The 18951-nt window shown below is 41.2% G+C and carries 15 protein-coding genes and 1 riboswitch; of the genes, 7 read left to right on the top strand and 8 right to left on the bottom strand.

Features of this window, described 5'->3' with window-relative positions; translation table 11 throughout:
* Positions 1–22: 22 nt before the first annotated feature.
* The 4 genes from motB to N1I87_RS03295 all read right to left on the bottom strand — a co-directional run bounded on the left by motB (position 23) and on the right by N1I87_RS03295 (position 2465).
* Complete coding sequence (motB, locus tag N1I87_RS03310; RefSeq protein WP_341100656.1) at positions 23–775, bottom strand: flagellar motor protein MotB; 753 nt, start codon at positions 773–775, stop codon at positions 23–25.
* On the bottom strand, positions 762–1565 hold the full coding sequence (motA, locus tag N1I87_RS03305; RefSeq protein WP_341100654.1) for a flagellar motor stator protein MotA: 804 nt from the start codon (positions 1563–1565) through the stop codon (positions 762–764). Before motA ends, motB begins: the two co-directional genes overlap by 14 nt.
* A gap of 185 nt (positions 1566–1750) precedes the next feature.
* Positions 1751–2143, bottom strand: coding sequence for a DnaJ family domain-containing protein (locus N1I87_RS03300; RefSeq protein ID WP_328202925.1), 393 nt, complete (start codon positions 2141–2143; stop codon positions 1751–1753).
* Complete coding sequence (locus N1I87_RS03295) at positions 2076–2465, bottom strand: hypothetical protein (protein WP_340396316.1); 390 nt, start codon at positions 2463–2465, stop codon at positions 2076–2078. Before N1I87_RS03295 ends, N1I87_RS03300 begins: the two co-directional genes overlap by 68 nt.
* Positions 2466–3066: 601 nt before the next feature.
* Here N1I87_RS03295 and N1I87_RS03290 point away from each other — a divergent pair.
* The gene (locus N1I87_RS03290; protein ID WP_048622715.1) at positions 3067–3936 is read left to right on the top strand and encodes a YitT family protein; all 870 of its coding nucleotides are present in this window, start codon (positions 3067–3069) and stop codon (positions 3934–3936) included.
* Positions 3937–4050: 114 nt separating this feature from the next.
* Here N1I87_RS03290 and hmpA read toward each other — a convergent pair whose 3' ends face one another.
* Positions 4051–5262, bottom strand: coding sequence for an NO-inducible flavohemoprotein (gene hmpA / locus N1I87_RS03285; RefSeq protein ID WP_341100652.1), 1212 nt, complete (start codon positions 5260–5262; stop codon positions 4051–4053).
* 215 nt (positions 5263–5477) lie between these two features.
* On the opposite strand from hmpA, the gene N1I87_RS03280 reads away from it, so the two are divergent.
* A complete protein-coding gene (locus tag N1I87_RS03280) occupies positions 5478–5924 on the top strand; it encodes an RrF2 family transcriptional regulator (RefSeq protein ID WP_341100651.1) in 447 nt (148 codons plus the stop codon).
* Here the strand turns inward: N1I87_RS03280 and N1I87_RS03275 are convergent, their stop codons facing one another.
* The gene (locus N1I87_RS03275; protein ID WP_341100649.1) at positions 5925–6284 is read right to left on the bottom strand and encodes a DUF488 domain-containing protein; all 360 of its coding nucleotides are present in this window, start codon (positions 6282–6284) and stop codon (positions 5925–5927) included.
* A gap of 134 nt (positions 6285–6418) precedes the next feature.
* Between N1I87_RS03275 and N1I87_RS03270 the strand changes: the two genes are divergently transcribed.
* Positions 6419–7645 carry an aminopeptidase gene (locus N1I87_RS03270; protein ID WP_327824512.1) on the top strand — a complete coding sequence of 409 codons (1227 nt, stop codon included), beginning with the start codon at positions 6419–6421 and terminating at the stop codon, positions 7643–7645.
* A 221-nt stretch (positions 7646–7866) separates the two neighbouring features.
* Here the strand turns inward: N1I87_RS03270 and N1I87_RS03265 are convergent, their stop codons facing one another.
* A complete protein-coding gene (locus N1I87_RS03265) occupies positions 7867–8769 on the bottom strand; it encodes a LysR family transcriptional regulator (RefSeq protein ID WP_341100647.1) in 903 nt (300 codons plus the stop codon).
* 331 nt (positions 8770–9100) lie between these two features.
* Between N1I87_RS03265 and gltB the strand changes: the two genes are divergently transcribed.
* Entirely contained in the window at positions 9101–13717 is a 4617-nt protein-coding gene (gene gltB, locus N1I87_RS03260) for a glutamate synthase large subunit (protein WP_341100646.1), read from the top strand.
* A gap of 20 nt (positions 13718–13737) precedes the next feature.
* Positions 13738–15210: a glutamate synthase subunit beta gene (locus N1I87_RS03255; RefSeq protein ID WP_341100644.1), complete on the top strand. Its 1473-nt coding sequence runs from the start codon at positions 13738–13740 to the stop codon at positions 15208–15210.
* Between the two features lie 59 nt (positions 15211–15269).
* On the opposite strand, the gene argF is transcribed toward N1I87_RS03255, so the two are convergent.
* Positions 15270–16223 (bottom strand): ornithine carbamoyltransferase, encoded by a 954-nt coding sequence (argF, locus tag N1I87_RS03250; protein WP_270583037.1) that lies wholly within the window; start codon positions 16221–16223, stop codon positions 15270–15272.
* 267 nt (positions 16224–16490) lie between these two features.
* Here argF and N1I87_RS03245 point away from each other — a divergent pair, with 267 nt between their 5' ends.
* Both N1I87_RS03245 and mreBH read left to right on the top strand, forming a co-directional pair.
* Positions 16491–16997 (top strand): acyl-CoA thioesterase, encoded by a 507-nt coding sequence (locus N1I87_RS03245; RefSeq protein ID WP_048622707.1) that lies wholly within the window; start codon positions 16491–16493, stop codon positions 16995–16997.
* A 551-nt stretch (positions 16998–17548) separates the two neighbouring features.
* The gene (gene mreBH / locus N1I87_RS03240; RefSeq protein ID WP_341100641.1) at positions 17549–18553 is read left to right on the top strand and encodes a rod-share determining protein MreBH; all 1005 of its coding nucleotides are present in this window, start codon (positions 17549–17551) and stop codon (positions 18551–18553) included.
* Positions 18554–18830: 277 nt separating this feature from the next.
* Positions 18831–18934: riboswitch (SAM riboswitch) on the top strand.
* Positions 18935–18951 lie beyond the last annotated feature (17 nt).

Genomic DNA, 18951 nt, shown 5'->3' with positions numbered 1-18951 from the left:
GTTTATTAAACAAACATTATGCTTATTGCTGTACGTTCTTCTGTTGATTGATCGGCATAATGAGTACTTCCACGCGTCGGTTTTTAGCCCTTCCTTCCGGGGTAGAGTTGTCTGCAACCGGCTGGTATTCGCCGTATCCTTTGGCACTAAATTGGCTCGGGTCCAATTTCGGATTTTCCAAAAGAATTTTCATAAAATTGATGGCCCTCATAGCGCTTAATTCCCAGTTGGATTCAAATGAAGCCGTTTTAATCGGAACGTTATCGGTGTGTCCGCTGATAATGATTTGATGAGGAGGATTCATGACAAGTAAATTTGACAGTTCTCTAGCCATTTGAACGTCCTCTTTCCGAATGGTCGCTTTTCCGGAGTCGAATAATACATTATCTCGAATTCTCAACAAAAGTCCCTCGCTTGTCAAGGACGTGGTAATTTTATTCGTCAAATGTTTTTTTTCGATATATTGATTGATTCTTCCCTCTACTTGTTTTAATTCTTTTTCATCTTTTTTGTTCAGAATGTCATCTTTATTCGCCTTACCGTCGGGGGACGGAACCGGAGTTTGAATCGTATCGGAAAAATCCATGACCCCTGTGCTGCCTTGAAATATATCATTAAAGGTCTGCGCAAATTTTTGAAACTTTTTCGCATCGACCGCGCTCATGGAAAAAAGGACAATGAATAGCGCCAAAAGCAAAGTTAATAAGTCCGAATAAGGAAGCAGCCAAGATTCGCTCATATGCTCATCGTCATTCCTTTTTTTACGCTTCGCCATTTTGACTGACACCTTCCGCTTCCATCATCATATTCTTTCGTTCCTCTTGAGGCAAAAAAGAAGACAATTTTTGTTCAATAGTGCGAGGGGCCTCTCCTTCGATGATCGATAAAATTCCTTCTATCATCATTTCTTTTAATTGAACTTCTTGCTGCGATTTTCGTCTTAATTTATTGGCAAATGGATTCCACAATACATATCCGGTAAAAATCCCTAACATGGTAGCCACGAATGCTGCCGAAATAGCATGCCCTAATGCATCCGTATCCGACATATTTCCGAGGGCAGCTATTAATCCGATTACCGCTCCAAGCACCCCAAGCGAAGGAGCATATGTACCCGCCTGCAAAAAAATAGAAATTCCAACTTTGTGGCGTTCCTCCATTGCTTCAATCTCTTCTGTTAAGACATCGCGGATATAGTCGGCATTTTGGCCGTCGACGGCCAGACTTAAACCGTTTTTCAAAAAAGGGTCTTCTATCTCGTCCAGTCTTGCTTCCAAGGCAAGAAGACCTTCTCTGCGGGCAATTTCCGCCCACTCCGAAAACAAACGAATCACCTCAAGCCGACTCATTAATTTTTGCTCTTTAAAAATAATCGCAAACAATTTTGGAACTTTTTTTATTTCGTTCGTTGGAAAAGCGATGGTCACAGCAGCTATAGTCCCTGCAATAATGATCAAAAAAGCGGCGGGATTCGCTAATACTGAAAGGTTGACCCCCTTTAACACCATACCGACCCCAATGGCAATAATTCCGAGTATTACTCCAATAATTGTTGTCTTATCCATTATTCTCACCCTATTTACTAAATTTCTATTTCTATTGTCATGGACCGCCAATGAACGTACTGCTATTTTTAAGGTTTCATTTACTATATCGACTAAAATTGACAAACCTTAACGCAAAAAGGACAATTCATTGAAATCACGATGGTTTTTTCCTACGTTTAAACCAAGGTTATGACTTCTTTACATCAAGAATTACTGTTTGATCCGATGATCCTTTTTTCGATCTTCTGCTCATATCTTTTAAATAGAGACGAATTCGTTTTTATTTTTCTTTTAGAAAGCAGTTGATTGTATTGAATCAGCCGCTGGGACCATTGTTTTTCCAGTCTTTTTCTTTCTTGTTCATCATGGCATTGCCGGATCAGTTCTTCGATTGTCAAAAACTCTTTTCGAATCTCCTGTTCTTCCTCCATATATCCTGCGTTTTTCATGATTCGATAAGCCATTCTCAAGTCTTCCGGAATTTCCACCATGCTGTCCATTTTCAACGGCTTCCCTTTCCCTGGAAGATCATCGAACTCTCCTTTTTCGTAAGCTGCCTTGATTTTTTCTTCCGCCAGTAAAGTAAAATAATCCACTAAAACTCCCCCATGTTAAATCGGTACTATATTTTCCATTCCGAAGGACGAGCTCTGTCACAGCCATATCCTTTTTACCATTAAAGAAATTACAAAAAAACAAGCTTATACCTCCGATAATAAAAATTAAGGAAAGAAAAAGCAGAGAAGTTGAACCAATGGGTGCAGTGAATAAATCCAGTATTTCCAAAAATATTGCGGTCTTTTTGGTACTTGGAGATAACTCTTTTATTTCCTTCCAACTATCTTTAAAATAAATCACTCCAAACGGTAAAAGAGCAATTCCTACTACTAATAATGTAATACCTACTGCCGTTGTCAAATCACTTCCCTCACTATCTATGAAATAGATCTTTTACTGCCATTGATTACACGTCATAACGAAAAACATCGCCCAATCCCCTCCATCTGCATTCTTGCGTGTTGCATAAAAGTTTTAAAAATAAAATAAACTCGTCGAAAGTCCAAATTTTTTAAATATAGGGGATCAATATGGTATACTTATGTTAACGAGCACGTAATTCATGTTTTATCTGTTCGATCCCTATCATTGTCCACAAGTTTTGCACATTAATTTTCTCATGAAAAAACGGTTACATATTTTTCACTTTTAATTTATCACATTTAGAATGAGCAGCACTTGGAAGACGATCAAATCATCATTTTTGTATATAGTGGCAGCTTGAATGGAAAAGTTGTCCCTTTTATAGGAAAGGATACTGTTTCCCCATTCAAAAAATCTTCTGTCCACCGAATGATTTCGGTGTTCATTCAAACTTCCTTTATTCCCGCTTTTCTCTGCTGTCTGCCTATTCCGGAGATGATTCTTGATTCGAAGCAACGTTCCAATATATTGGTGACGTGCATGAATAAAGTTTCAAAACAACCTATAAAAATAAATGTTATAGAAAGGAAAGATGCGAATGGAGAATGTGGAATACCAAAAGTTATCCAAAAAATCTATTTTGATTAACGGCATTTTTATTACATTAGGCGCCATTTTAATGGCAGTGGGATTGGAAATCTTTTTAGTTCCTAATCACATCATCGACGGCGGCATTACAGGCATTTCCATTATTTTGTCCCACCTATTAGATGTAAAACTGGGTATTTTCCTGTTTGTTCTCAATATTCCTTTTTTTATCATCGGGTACAAACAATTAGGAAAAAGGTTTACGATTTCCATATTATACGGGATTATCGTTCTATCCGTTTTTACTTCGCTGCTTACTCCTGTTGCCGGTATTACTGACGATATCCTTTTAGCAGCCGTTTTTGGGGGAATTACGATCGGAGTAGGGGTCGGTCTTGTCATCCGGTTCGGGGGCGCCCTCGATGGAACAGAAATATTAGCGATTTTAATCAGCAGCAAATCGGCATTGTCTGTCGGACAAATTGTCTTGTTCTTTAATATTTTTATCCTTGGAAGCGCCGGATTTGTTTTCGGCTGGGATCATGCCATGTATTCCCTTATTGCTTACTTTATCGCATTCAAAATGATCGATATCGTGGTGGAAGGATTGGAGCAATCACGTTCTGTCTGGATCATCAGTGATCGTGATACCGAAATTGGAGAAGCGCTCTTAACCAATTTAGGACGAGGCGTCACCTACTTGAACGGGGAAGGCGGATATAAAGGAACGGGCAAAAAAGTCATCTTTTGCGTCATCAACCGCTTGGAAGAGGCGCAATTAAAATCAATCGTCGACCGAATTGATCCGAACGCCTTTCTCGCCATCGGTGAAGTGGCGGAAGTAAAAGGTGGACAATTTAAAAAAAGAGGGGTCCACTAACATCTAGCGGGATGCCCAATCAAGGCAAGAAGCGGAGTCCACGCAAGAACTCCGCTTTTTTTCTGCGTATACTCCGTTTAATGGCTTTTTCTCAAAGCCTGTTCAGGAAAGACGTTACATGGCTTTTACTTCCAGCTGCATAGCCGGTCCGAAGAATTCATAGCGAATGTTTTTCGAGGGGATCCCTATCGCTGTTAAATACTGAATCACAGCTTTCATAAACGGAACCGGACCGCATACATAACAAACACTGTTTTTTGGAACTGCTCTTTGTAAGAACTCTTTATCGATATGTCCAAGGTGATCGCATATCGTGCTTTCATTTTCTTTCGACGAATAGGCAATATAAGATTTGCCGTTCTTAAGTTGGCTGATATAGCGATCGACTTCATCTGAAAAAGCACGTGCTTTTTCATTGCGTGCAGCATGAATAAACGTTACTTCTCGTTTGCTGTTTTCTCTCGCCAACGTTTCCAGCATGCTCATCATCGGAGTAATGCCAACGCCGCCGCTTATCATGGCAACCGGATTCGTTTCTTCCTTATTTAATACAAATTCTCCTGCGGGAGCACTCACTTCGATCACATCGCCTTCTTTTGCCTGTTCATGCAAATAAACGGATACTTTTCCATACGGTTCATGATCAGCTTCCTTTTTCACGGAAATGCGGAAATAATCATGAAAAGGACCGCAAGATAAACTGTATTGGCGATTAAACAAATACTTTTCTCCCGGAATTCTCAAACGAATCGTAATATATTGTCCCGGCAAATAGGACGGAACGGGCGAACCATCTTTCGGTTTTAAATAAAAAGAAGTAATAAGAGAACTTTCCGGCACCTTTTTTATGATTTCAAATTCTTTAAAATCTTCCCATCCTCCTTTTTGGCTGCTGGCCTCTTTATACAATTCCCGCTCCAACGAAATAAAGACATTGGCGATTTCTTGATAGGCTTCTTTCCATGCAGAAAGAATTTCATCAGTTGCAGCTTCTCCCAAAACTTCCTTAATGGCGGCTAATAAATTTTCACCGACAATAGGATAATGCTCAGGCTTAATTCCCAGGCTGCGATGTTTTTGGGCAATCAATTTTGCTGTTGGTAAAATCACTTCCAGTTGATCAATATATTTGGCTGCGGCATATACCGCATTGGCAAGAGCCGTTTGCTGGCGTCCTCGTTTCTGATTCGTATGGTTGAAAATATTCAATAGTTCAGGATGGTTGTCAAACATCCTTTTATAAAAATGAGTAGTAATTTCAGTCCCTCTTTGTTCTAAAATGGGCACGGTTGACTTGATGACATCTATTTTTTCTTTTGAAAGCATCGTTCCATCTCCTAAAAGAAGTATTTTATTTACATCTTTTAAAATAGTGCAAACCGTTTCAAAAAGCAATATATAAAATACATGTTTAAAAAAAGTTCACACTTTCGGCTTTCCGTTAAAAATAGAGTATAATATAATGAACTTCGATTCTTAGTCATCATCGAGAAGCTTCCCCGATGGGAAATACTCAAAATGAAACTCATTAGGTGATCACAATGAGACTGACTTTATATACAGATTACGCATTAAGAGTTCTGATATTTTTAGCAGCCAAAGGCAATGATGAACTGTCCAGCATTCGAGAAATTTCCGAAGTATATGGAATTTCCAAAAATCATTTAATGAAAATCATTTACGGACTTGGGAAAATGGGAATTATTGAAACGATTCGCGGACGAAACGGCGGAATACGTCTTGCCATGAAACCGAAAGATATTAACATCGGGGAAGTTGTAAGACAAACAGAAGAAGATTTTCGTCTTGTTGAATGTTTTGATCCGGAAAACAATTTTTGCGTCATATCCCCTGTCTGCGGTTTAAGACACATTTTAAATCATGCTTTAGCCGCCTATCTTCACGTTTTAGATCAGTATACACTGGCCGATTTGGTCGCTGACCCTAAAAGCTATCGAATACACTTTATGAAACAGAGCGAAACGTAATTACGTTTCGCTCTGTTTTTCCAAAAACTCTTTCAGTACAACTGCATGATTGCGAACCGGTTCTTTTGCAGCGTATAATAATGTGACAGTATTATTTTCACCCATTTTCACGAGTTTTAAAATCGAGTTTTGCCGATCTTCGCTTTGAAGTTCTTTCCAATACATTTCTTTAAAATCCAAAAATTTGCTTCGATGTTGATGAAACCATTTCCTTAATTCATGGCTTGGCGCTACTTCCTTCATCCATTCATCAATTTGCGCTTTCTCCTTTGATAACCCTCGCGGCCACAGACGGTCTATCAATATTCTTTTCCCATCTTGTTCAGAAGCAGCTTCGTAAACACGTTTCAATTGAAACAAGATATTCCCCCCTTTCCATTGGCATTATGGCACATTTTCTTCTCAACCAAAAGCGGGAAACGCACCGGCGCTTTGATTTAGATGAAAGTCTTGATACAATAAAGAGGACACTTTAATGTAAAGAAGGGGATTGCATGGATCAATTTAAAATGAAGTTGGAAAAATATGCAGAATTGGCCGTAAAAGTTGGCGTTAATATTCAAAAAGGGCAAACCCTTGTCATTAATGCTACGTTAGAAGCGGCCGACTTTGTTCGTCTGATTGTGAAGAAAGCTTATGAAGCAGGCGCTAAACATGTACATGTAGAATGGAGCGACGATGCTGTCTCCCGCATGAAATATGAGCTTGCCCCTGACGAAGCGTTTGATGAATATCCGATTTGGCGGGCGAAAGAAAGAGAAGAACTTGCAGAACAAGGAGCCGCCTTTATATCCGTGCTTTCTTCCAGCCCCGACCTTTTAAAAGGAGTCGATCCTGATCGCATCAGCCGCTTTCAAAAAGCCGCCGGCCAAGCTCTGGCAAAGTTCCGGCAATACATCCAATCCGACAAAGTCAGTTGGACTGTGATCGCCGCTGCTTCACAGGCATGGGCTGAAAAAGTATTTCCAAACGATGAAAAAGCTGTAGAAAAATTATGGGAGGCCATTTTCAGTTCTGTAAGAATTGGAAAAGAGGATCCTGTAGCCGCTTGGAAAAAACATGATGAAACTCTTCACGAAAAAGTCGAGTATTTAAATAACAAGAGATTTCATAAGCTTCATTATAAAGCGCCCGGCACAGACTTGACCATCGAACTTCCTGAAAACCATATTTGGGTCGGTGCCGGAAGCATCAATGAAAACGGCGTTTCATTCATGGCCAATATGCCGACGGAAGAAGTTTTTACCGTCCCTAAAAAAACAGGTGTCAATGGATATGTATCAAGCACTAAGCCATTGAGTTACGGCGGAAACATCATCGATGGTTTTACCATCACATTTGAAAACGGAAGAATTGTTGACGTGAAAGCAAAAGAAGGAGAAGAAATACTAAAGAAACTGGTAGAAACAGATGAAGGATCTCATTATTTAGGAGAAGTAGCGCTTGTACCCCACCACTCACCTATCTCTGAATCGGGAATTCTTTTTTACAATACATTATTTGACGAAAATGCCTCCAATCACCTCGCGATCGGAAGCGCTTATGCTTTTTGCATCGAAGGCGGAAAGCAAATGTCGAAAGAGGAATTGGAAGAAAACGGACTGAATACAAGCATCACCCACGTGGACTTTATGATCGGATCAGAATCCATGGATATTGACGGCATCACCAAAGACGGAAAAACCGAACCGATTTTCCGCAATGGAAATTGGGCATTTTAAAAAAATTCCTTTATTGGAACGTTCCATTATTAAAAATAACTTTGATTGCATTCAATCTGAATCTAAGTGGAATGAACTTGCTCCACTTTAATAGGATTTAAAAGGCTCTGTTCGAATCCAAAATTTTCGTCCTTCCTAAACAAATCGGCGATCAGCCTTTCAGAAAGGCGCTTGATTAAAAGGAACCAAGAACAGAGCCTTTCTCTTTTTCCCCCTTCATCCTAAAAACTAAATTGATTCAACCGTTCATAATATTGTTTGAGAAAATCAAAAAAGAGTTTTTCCGTCGGCGGAAGATCTCGGCTTTTCGGGTAAATAACCCCTACTGTCCTGGTTATGATCGGATCGCTCACCGTGATGCTCACGGTTTCAGGGCTGGATTGTTCATCCAGCGTTGATTCCGGTAGAAGACTAATCCCAAGCCCCGCTTCCACTAAGCCTTTTATCGTATAGATATCTTCGCTTTCGAATGCGACATCAGGCTCAAATCCCACTTGCCGACAAGCGTCCATCACCATTTTTCTCATATCGTAACCTGTTTGAAAAAGTACGAATGGCTCTTTTCTCAATTCGAAAAGACGAATTTCTTTTTTTTGGGCCAAAGGGTGATGAAACGGCAGTAAAGCTCTCATCCTTTCAGAAAAGAAAATATGGGTGTTTATTTTGGAATCCGTCGGAACCGGTGAAACAAACGCCAAATCAATTTCCCCGTTTTCCACCAGTCCTCGCAATTCCTTATTGGATCCTTGCCAAAATTTAAATCCAATCTCCGGATATTGTTTTCTAAATGCGGATATTACTCTCGGCAGCGTTTTAGCGGCCAATGAATTAGGAAAACCAATTCGGATCATTCCCTGTTTTGGATTTAAGTAGTCTTTGACTGCTTTAACCGATTTGTCGATCTCCTCCATTGCATTTTCAATATGTTCTAAAAAAATTTTGCCTATATGCGTTAACTTGACATTTCGACCATCTCTGGCAAACAAAACGACTCCGAGTTCATCTTCCAGCCGAGCGATCTGTCTGCTCACCGCCGACTGAGCAACATGAAGCTGACTGGCTGCCTCAGTCACATGTTCTTGCTTGGCCACTTCTATAAAATATTTAATTTGGCGCAGTTCCAATCTTCTTCTCCCCTTTTCTTTTTTTCATGATCTGTCGTAAAATTCCCGTCTATCAAGCAAAAACTATATTAATATCAAAATTAGATTGTTTTATTCTTAATTATATATTGTTAGCATTAATAAAGAAATATACAATATAAGTACTGTTATCTGAAAAATAGAAACAATTTAAATTTACCTGCTTTTAACCGTCCGCAAAATTTCCACCTTCAAAGCTCAAAATCCGCGGGTGACGAAAAATCAACTTTTAAAAATCATCCGCATAAGCCCACCGATGGAAATTTTTTAAGACCTGCTCAGTAAATCTTTTCACAAAATGGGGGTGCAGCCGATGAAACACTATGGCTATCCAAAAGAACAAGGTCTGTACAATCCGCAAAACGAACATGACGCTTGCGGAATCGGATTTATAGCAAATATAAAAGGAAAACCTGCTCATTCCATTGTAAAGCAGGGTATATACATGCTGTGCCAATTGGAACACCGCGGTGGCCACGTGAATGAAAAAACGGGAGATGGAGCGGGAATTATGCTTCAAATCTCGGATTCATTCTTTAGAAAAGAATGCGAAAAGCTTAATATTCATTTACCAGAAATGCATAAGTATGCAGTAGGAATGTTATTTATGCCACAAAACCAATCCGAACGGGAACGCGCTAAATCGCACATTGAACGGATTGTTGGCGAAGAAGGACAGTCGCTGCTCGGATGGCGTGAAGTTCCAACCGATTCTTCCGTCATTGGCGAAGGCGCTTTAAAAACGGAGCCTTTCATCATGCAATTGTTTATCGGGCAAAACGAAGAAATCCAATCGGAACGAGATTTTGAATTAAAATTATACATCATTCGAAAACGTATTGAACGAGCGATCGCAGAGGATCCGGCAATTAACGGCAGCTTTTATGTTCCGAGCCTGTCGACAAGAACGATCATATATAAAGGAATGCTTCTTCCGGAGCAAATCGATCAATACTATCTGGATCTTTCCGACGAAGCCTATACTTCTGCTTTCTCCCTTGTTCATTCTCGATTCAGCACCAACACATTCCCCAGCTGGGAGCGTGCTCATCCATACCGTTATTTAATTCATAATGGAGAAATCAATACCCTGAGAGGAAATGTGAACTGGATGCGTGCCCGCGAAAAGGCAAGTTACTCTAAAGTGTTCGGGGACAACTACGAAAAGATTTTGCCTATTATCGACGAAAGCGGAAGCGATTCCGCCATGTTGGACAATACACTTGAATTCTTGACATTATCGGGCCGTTCGCTTCCTCACGCTGCGATGATGCTGATTCCGGAACCATGGGATCATGATAGGCAAATGGAAGATCCAAAGCTTGCTTTCTATGAATACCACAGTTGCCTAATGGAGCCTTGGGATGGGCCTACTTCGATCTCCTTTACGGACGGTCGAAAAATCGGAACCATTTTGGACCGCAATGGACTGCGTCCTGCCCGCTATTATATAACGGAAGACGATTTAATCATCTATTCTTCTGAAACAGGAGTCGTACCTGTCGAAGAGGAAAAAATCATTTCCAAACAATGCTTAGATGCGGGGAAAATGCTTTTGATTGATCTTGAAGAAGGCCGCATTATTTCCGACGAAGAGATCAAAGCAAAAATTGCTTCTGAAAAACCTTACCGCAAATGGCTCGACGAAAATCTTGTCCACCTATCCGATCTAAATGATTTCGAACCGATGGAAACGCGTTTAGAATCCGAAAAAATTGTAAAATGGCAAAAAGCCTTTGGCTACACGTATGAGGAACTGACGAAAAATCTTAAATCAATGGCGACGGAAAAAAAGGACCCGATCGGATCCATGGGATATGATGCCCCGCTCGCCGTTTTGTCGGAACGTCCTCAGCTTCTCTACAATTATTTTAAACAACTGTTTGCACAAGTGACGAACCCTCCGATTGATGCCATTCGGGAAGATATTGTGACTTCAACTATGACGCTCCTTGGCAGAGAAGGAAATCTTCTCGAGCCTTCCGAACAGAGCTGCCGGAGAATTCGGCTTGAATCACCTATTCTTTCTGAGAAAGATTTAGCTGCTTTAATCGGCAATCGGTTTAAAGAATTTCGTGCGAAAACTCTGTCTATTTTATTTGACGCTTCTTCCCCTCAAGCCCTTGAACCGGCTTTAGACAGGCTGTTCCAAGAAGCGGAAGAAGCAATTGAGGAAGGGTATTCGTTGTTAATTTTATCCGATCATGGAGTGAACGAAGATTTCGCTGCCATCCCTGCTTTGCTCGCAGTCAGCGGTCTTCATCATCACTTAGTGCGAAAAGGGCTTAGAACGAAAGTAAGCCTTATTGTGGAAACGGCTGAAGCCAGAGACACTCATCACTTTGCTTGTTTAATCGGATACGGAGCAGATGCAGTTCATCCATACCTTGCCATTTCGTCTATTGAAGACATGGTGGAAAAAGGCATTATTAAAGAAATAAACGCTGAACAAGCCATCAGCAACTATTTGCAAGCGAGCATCGACGGGGTTGTCAAAATCATGTCGAAAATGGGTATCTCCACTATTCAAAGCTATAGAGGCGCCCAGATTTTTGAAACGGTTGGCATCGGAAAAGAAGTAGTGGACCGCTATTTTACCGGTACCGCTTCCCCATTAAGCGGGATTACGCTTCATGTGATTGCCGAAGAAACCCTGCTCCGCCACCGCCAAGCATTTCATAAAAGTGAATTCCAGGATACTTCCCTTGATTCCGGCGGAGAATTTCAATGGAGAAGAACGGGAGAAGCTCATGCTTTTAATCCGAAAACCATTCATACTTTACAACAAGCAGCACGGCAAAATAGCTATGAACTATATAAAAAATACTCAAAAATGATTTCAGAAGAACAAACATTTTTCCTTAGGGGTCTTCTTGATTTCAACTTTGGCAAAAGACCCGCAGTTCCTTTAGACGAAGTGGAACCTGTCGAATCCATTCTCAAACGCTTTAAAAGCGGTGCCATGTCGTACGGTTCCATCAGTAAAGAAGCTCACGAAACGCTGGCGATTGCGATGAACCGCATTGGAGGTAAAAGCAACAGCGGCGAGGGCGGCGAAGACCCTTCTCGTTACACGCCGGATGAAAACGGAGATTTGCGCCGGAGTGCCATCAAACAAGTGGCATCTGGACGATTTGGCGTAACGAGTCATTATTTAGTGAACGCCGAAGAAATTCAAATCAAAATGGCACAAGGCGCTAAACCGGGTGAAGGAGGTCATTTGCCGGGAAAAAAAGTATACCCTTGGATTGGGGACGTTCGTGGTGCCACACCCGGAGTCGGACTTATTTCTCCTCCTCCTCACCATGATATTTATTCTATCGAAGATTTAGCCCAATTGATTTACGATTTAAAAAATGCAAATCCGAAAGCTCGCATCAACGTGAAATTAGTTTCCAAGAGCGGTGTAGGAACAATCGCAACCGGCGTGGCCAAGGGGCTTGCCGATGTCATTTTGATTAGCGGATATGAAGGCGGCACAGGCGCATCGCCGAAATCAAGCATTAAAAATGCCGGAATTCCTTGGGAAATCGGCCTTGCCGAAACACATCAAACCTTGCTGATGAACGGTCTCCGTGATCGCGTAACCCTTGAAACAGACGGCAAAATGATGACAGGCCGAGATGTCGTCATCGCTGCTCTTTTAGGCGCTGAAGAGTACGGATTTGCCACTGCACCTCTTGTCGTGCTTGGGTGCATTATGATGCGGGTTTGCCATATGGATACTTGTCCTGTAGGAGTGGCAACCCAAAATCCAGAACTTCGGAAGCGATTTGCCGGTTCGCCTGATCATATCGTGAATTACATGCACTTTGTCGCCCAGGAAATCCGCGAAATTATGGCACAATTGGGATTCCGGACGATGGACGAAATGATTGGACAAAAACAATTCTTAAAAGTTCATGAACGGGCCAAACGTCATTGGAAAGCCAAATATCTAGATTTGTCACCGCTTCTGTATGTACCGGAAGAGGCCAAACATCAATCCCAGCACAAAACGCAGGAACAAAATCATCAACTTGAAAAAACGCTTGATCTTCAAAAGTTGGTTCCCGCTGCTCAACCTGCAATCGAATGGAAAAAACCTGTAAAAGGAAGTTTTCCAATTCGCAATATCAATCGGGCAACCGGAACCATTTTGGGATCTTTGATTACCCAAAAATACGGAGCTGAAGGTCTTCCTGAAGATACGATCCAATTTACATTCAAAGGTTCGGCCGGACAAAGTTTCGGTGCTTTTGCTCCTAAAGGATTGACATTAGCGGTAGACGGAGATGCCAACGATTACTTTGGAAAAGGCTTATCGGGAGGAAAACTGATTGTTCGCCCTGATTCATCTTCCAGCCTAGTTCCGGAAGAACAGACTATCGCAGGAAATGTTTGCCTGTATGGAGCGACCGGCGGTGAAGCTTATATCAACGGAAAAGCCGGAGCCCGTTTTGCCGTTCGAAATTCCGGAGTCGATGTAGTGGTCGAAGGTGTAGGAGACCATGGCTGTGAATATATGACCGGCGGCAATGTCGTCATACTCGGCGATGTTGGGAAAAACTTTGCAGCCGGAATGTCCGGCGGCGTTGTATATATCTATGAAAAAACGCCTGGATTGACGAAACGTCAATGCCGAGAATCATCTCTTCTGTTTGAATCGTTGTCAAAAGAAGATGAAGACTTAGTGAAATCTCTTATAAAAAAACACGTTGACTACACAAACAGCCCGTTGGCCAAACGAATTCTCGACAATTGGAGCAAAACATCCGGCCGCTTTATAAAAATAATTCCTAAAGAATATAAAGAAATGAAACAAAAAATCCAACATTTCCTTTTGGAAGGAAAGACGCAGTCTGAAGCTGAATACGCCGCTTTTCTTGAAAGTACTGTCGAAAAAAAGACCATATCTGACGATCAGCGAATGATAGAAGCCATCAATTAGTAGAGAAAGGGGTTAGAAGCATGGGAAAAGCAACAGGTTTTTTGGAATATAAAAGAAAAAAAGCACCGGAACGTGATCCAAAAGTTCGCATCAAGGACTGGAATGAGTATCAGCTCCCTTTCTCCGAGAACGAATTAAAGATTCAAGCCGCCCGCTGCATGGATTGCGGAACCCCCTTCTGTCATACGGGAATGGAATTAAGAGGGATGCCTTCCGGCTGCCCTCTTTATAACTTAATCCCCGAATGGAATGATTTGGTATATCAAAACCGTTGGCAGGAAGCATTAGAACGGCTTTTGAAAACAAACAACTTCCCTGAATTTACCGGACGCGTTTGTCCTGCACCTTGCGAAGGATCATGTACTGTCGCCCTTTCCGATGATCCGGTGGCAATCAAATCTATTGAAAAAGCGATCATTGACAAAGGATTCCAGGAAGGATGGATTAAGCCAAACCCTCCCAAAGTGCGTACGGGGAAAAAAGTGGCCGTAGTCGGATCAGGTCCTGCCGGTCTTGCGGCTGCCGATCAGCTGAATAAAGCTGGTCATACGGTTACCGTATTTGAAAAAGACGATCGTGTCGGAGGATTGCTGACATACGGGATTCCTTCCATGAAGCTTGAAAAATCTACCGTAGACAGACGCGTGAATTTGCTGAAACAAGAAGGCATTACGTTTGTGACAAACACGGAAATCGGAAAAGATATCAGCGCCGAAGAACTAAAGGAATCGTTTGACGCAGTCCTTTTATGCGCCGGCTCTCAAAAACATCGCGACATATTAATAGAGGGCCGTGAATCAAAAGGCATTTATTTTGCCATGGATTATTTAACGAAAAGCATTAAAGGATTGTTGGATGGAACAGAAGTGATTTCTGCGGAAGGAAAAGATGTTATTGTCATCGGCGGCGGAGATACGGGAGCTGACTGTGTAGCAACGGCTTTGCGTCAAGGAGCCAAAAGCGTCGTCCAATTTGGAAAGCATGAAAAAATGCCTGATTCACGATTGGAACGCAATCCATGGCCGGAATATCCGAATACTTTTAAATTAGATTATGCCTATGAAGAAGCCGCTGCGGTTTTCGGAGAAGACCCACGCGAATATTTAATTCAAACGAAAAAATTTGTGGCTGATGAAAATGGCCATGTGAAAGAATTGCATACGGTTCAAATGGAAAAAACCTATCATGAAGACGGAACCTATACAATGAAAGAAATTCCGGGAACGGAAAAAGTATGGCCGGCTCAACTAGTATTAATTGCCATTGGATTCACCGGAACTGAACCAAAACTTCTTGATGCCTTTCAAGTAGAAAAAACAAGCCGGAATACTGCGAAAGCGGCATATGGACAATATACAACGAATGTGGAGGGCGTGTTCGCTGCCGGAGATATGCGCCGCGGGCAAAGTTTGGTCGTTTGGGCCATTCACGAAGGCCGTGAAGCAGCTCGAGAAATCGACCGTTATTTAATGGGAGAGACTTTTTTGCCATAACCTGAAATACGCACAAAAAAAGAGGCCGACCTTTAAGTTCGCCTCTTTTTTTGTACTTTTTAATCTTGCAATAAACTATAGAGAACAGCTTTCTGAGCATGCAAACGATTTTCCGCTTCTTGGAAAACGATGGATGACGGCCCATCCATAATGTCCGCGGACACTTCCTCTCCTCTGTGAGCCGGTAAGCAGTGCATAAATTTACAGTCCGGCTTAGCATATTGGAAAAGTCCTTGATTTACCTGATAAGGAATAAATATCTTCCTTCGTTCTTCCTGTTCTTTTTCCTGTCCCATGCTGACCCACACATCTGTGTAAATAAAATCTGCTTCTTTCACTGCTTCTTTCGGATTTTCTAAGTAGGTAATACAAGCCCCCGTTTTTTCTGCCAATGCTTGTGCTTTTTTCATGACTTGCGGGTCAGGCTCGAATCCTTTCGGAGTCGCCACAACACATTCCATTCCTGTCAAAGCCGCCCCTATCATTAAAGAGTGGGCAACATTGTTTCCATCTCCTACATATACTAACTTGACCCCTTTCCACCCTCCTTTCCATTCGTAAATCGTCAACAAATCTGCAAGCGCTTGACAAGGATGTGATAAATCCGTCAATCCGTTGATGACAGGAATGTCGGCTGCTTTCGCCAGCGCCTCGATTTTGTCATGTCCGAACGTCCGGATCATGATCCCATCCAGATATCTCGACAATACTTTTCCTGTATCCTCGATTGTTTCTCCTCGTCCTATTTGAGTATGCTGCGAATCCAAAAACATTCCATGCCCCCCGAGCTGGATCATGGCAGCTTCAAAAGAGACTCTCGTACGAGTCGAATTTTTTTCAAAAATCATCCCGAGAATTTTCCCTTTTAAACTTTCAGAATAAGCGGAAGGATTTTTTTTCATATCAGCTGCTAATTCTATAAAATAAGAAATTTCATTCGGAGTAAAATCAGCAAGAGTCAGTAAATCTTTTCCTTTCAATTGTTCGGCTGTCACCGTATGAACGATTGCCATTTATAAACACTCCCTTTCCAATGTACTATCCTTTTTTGAACGTTTTTTTAATTGATCATGTCAATATTAAAAACTTTCGTAAAATAAAAACCTTTATAATTAATATTTATACACAATAAAGAATGAAAATACAATCATAAATATCGTATTGCAAAAAATTTATTTAGATAATAAAATCAAAATGCATTGTTCGTAAGTTTTATGTTAAGATTATAAGTGAACGTAACATTTTATTAGCAACTCAATAGTCCACGAGGTGAAAGATTCATGAAAAAGAAAATACCAATGCGTGATACTCTAACAGTCAAAACAAGTTTCGTCCTTCCACCGGATACAAACCAACATGGTACTTTATTCGGCGGAAAGTTGATGGCATACATAGACGATATCGCCTCTATAACCGCAACTAAATTTGCAAGAAGACCGGTTGTAACTGCTTCAACGGACTCCGTAGATTTCCTTAAACCAATTAACAGCGGTGACTCTGTGACATTAGAAGCTCGGATCACATATACTGGTCGGACAAGCATGGAAGTATTCGTAAAAGTAACATCCGAAAATTTATTAACGGGTGAAAAAGCAGTTGCGGCTCTCTCTTTCTTAACCTTTGTTGCCCTTGATGAAAACGGAAAACCGACAGAAGTGCCTGAAGTGGTTCCGGAATCTGAAGAAGAAAAATGGCTGAATGAAACAGCTCTCAATCGGGCAGAACATCGGAAAGCACGGAAACTTCACAGCCAAGAACTAGCTGAATTTTTCTCCAAAATGGAATAAGTAATTTTTCAAAAGGCCGGAATTCTCCAATCCTTCAATCTTGATACTATACTACACTTGCTCTCCGCTCACATTTCTACGAGGAACTCCGGCCCTTTCTTTTTTTTTTTCGGCTCCTCCAAAACCGTGAAACATAGTCCTACAATCCTCCTAAGTCGGAATAAGCTCATTAGATTTATAGAATAGTCCGATTTTCATTCTTTAAAAATGGCATTTCAAAATGATAAATGCCTCTATTAACGTAAACACGTCCTGAAGAAAACTTGAATGGCGAAATTCTGCTGCGACATTCTTTTACATAAAGTTACAAAGATTAAGTTTTATAAACAACAGCAAGCACATTCCCCCCTCCCCTTATGTCGAAAATGCTGATAGATTCGTTCATCCCGCCATTGTTACAAATCTTCTACATTTGTAACAACATATTTTGACAATAAAACCCATATACTTTTCAACAAAAAAACTTGTATACTTTTATAGGATAAAGACGATATGATTCTTCTGAACATGCGTCAAATTTGTTTGGCTTATTCGAAATGGAGGTATAAAAGGTGCTTTCTCAAGATATTGGAATTGACTTAGGCACGGCCAATACCCTTGTATATAGTAAAAATAAAGGAATTATTATAAACGAACCCTCTGTAGCAGCGATTGATATACATACGAAACAATTATTGGCAATAGGTTCAGAAGCAAAAAAAATGATCGGAAAAACCCCCGCCAACATTTCCGTTATTCGTCCATTAAAAAATGGGGTTATTGCTGATTTTGAAGTGACAACGGAAATGCTAAAAAGCATCATGAAAAAAGTGAACAAAGCGCTTGGAATCACCTTGCGAAAGCCGAATGTCGTGATCTGCGCCCCATCTGGAGCGACAACAGTCGAAAAAAGAGCGATTGAAGACTCTATTCAAAGCTGCGGAGCGAAAACCGTCCATTTGATTGAAGAACCGATTGCAGCGGCCATCGGAGCAGATTTGGCGGTAGATGAACCGATTGCTAATATGATTGTCGACATCGGTGGAGGCACTACTGAAGCGGCTATTATTTCCTATGGCGGAGTGGTGTGCAGCAATTCGATTCGAATTGGCGGAGACAAAATGGACGAAGATATCATTCAATATGTACGGAAAGAGTACAACCTGCTAATCGGCGAACCGACCGCAGAAATGCTGAAAAAAGAAATTGGATATGCGCCCATCGATCATGATATCCAAGAAATGGAGATTCGCGGAAGGGATTTAGTAACGGGACTCCCCAAAACGATTACTATTACTTCCTTAGAAATTCAGAAAGCGATAAAGGAAACCGTTTTACAAATATTAGAAACAGTTCGTGCTACGCTGGAAAATTCACCACCGGAACTTAGCGGTGACATTGTTGACAGAGGAATTATTTTAACAGGAGGAGCTTCCCTGCTGAACGGTTTAAAAGAATGGTTGGCAAGCCAGATGATTGTCCCCGTAAACCTCGCACCAAGTCCGCTCGAATCAGTCGCCATTGGTACAGGCCGGTCTTTGCATGTCATCCCTCAGTTAAAAAAAGTAAAAAATTAACGCTTGTTAAAGAAGTCTGTCTCTCCGATTAAAAAAAGCAGGCCCTCATCCCTCCTGCTTTTTCGGAAGCAGACTTTTTTTTCGATCTTATTAAGCCCCTCATATAAACCTTCTTTAGACCGCCGGAGATAAGACTTTTCTGATTTCTTTTCTTCAGGATGAATGATTTCAGCTAGCTTTTGAACACGCGATCTGCCAAAAATTCTCTTGACCGCTGCCTGAAGAAAAGCTATTATTAATTTAATAAATCTGAAAATACGAAAAAAATTTCATAGATTTCTTATCAAGAGAGGTGGAGGGACTGGCCCGATGAATCCTCAGCAACCAGCCGAATTGGCCAGGTGCTAAATCCAGCAAACTTTCGAGTTTGGAAGATAAGAAGGATCATTTTGGACATC

It is taken from the genome of Bacillus sp. FSL W8-0102 (genome assembly GCF_038007225.1).
GTDB lineage: Bacteria > Bacillota > Bacilli > Bacillales > DSM-4216 > Bacillus_O > Bacillus_O smithii.
The sequence above is the reverse complement of the archived record's forward strand: the minus strand, read 5'-3'. Positions and strand labels throughout refer to the sequence as shown.

Coding starts and splice junctions, on each gene's coding strand:
- motB (WP_341100656.1), bottom strand. CDS start 775: ATGGCGAAGCGTAAAAAAAGGAATGACGATGAGCATATGAGCGAATCT.
- motA (WP_341100654.1), bottom strand. CDS start 1,565: ATGGATAAGACAACAATTATTGGAGTAATACTCGGAATTATTGCCATT.
- N1I87_RS03290 (WP_048622715.1), top strand. CDS start 3,067: ATGGAGAATGTGGAATACCAAAAGTTATCCAAAAAATCTATTTTGATT.
- hmpA (WP_341100652.1), bottom strand. CDS start 5,262: ATGCTTTCAAAAGAAAAAATAGATGTCATCAAGTCAACCGTGCCCATT.
- N1I87_RS03280 (WP_341100651.1), top strand. CDS start 5,478: ATGAGACTGACTTTATATACAGATTACGCATTAAGAGTTCTGATATTT.
- N1I87_RS03270 (WP_327824512.1), top strand. CDS start 6,419: ATGGATCAATTTAAAATGAAGTTGGAAAAATATGCAGAATTGGCCGTA.
- gltB (WP_341100646.1), top strand. CDS start 9,101: ATGAAACACTATGGCTATCCAAAAGAACAAGGTCTGTACAATCCGCAA.
- N1I87_RS03255 (WP_341100644.1), top strand. CDS start 13,738: ATGGGAAAAGCAACAGGTTTTTTGGAATATAAAAGAAAAAAAGCACCG.
- argF (WP_270583037.1), bottom strand. CDS start 16,223: ATGGCAATCGTTCATACGGTGACAGCCGAACAATTGAAAGGAAAAGAT.
- N1I87_RS03245 (WP_048622707.1), top strand. CDS start 16,491: ATGAAAAAGAAAATACCAATGCGTGATACTCTAACAGTCAAAACAAGT.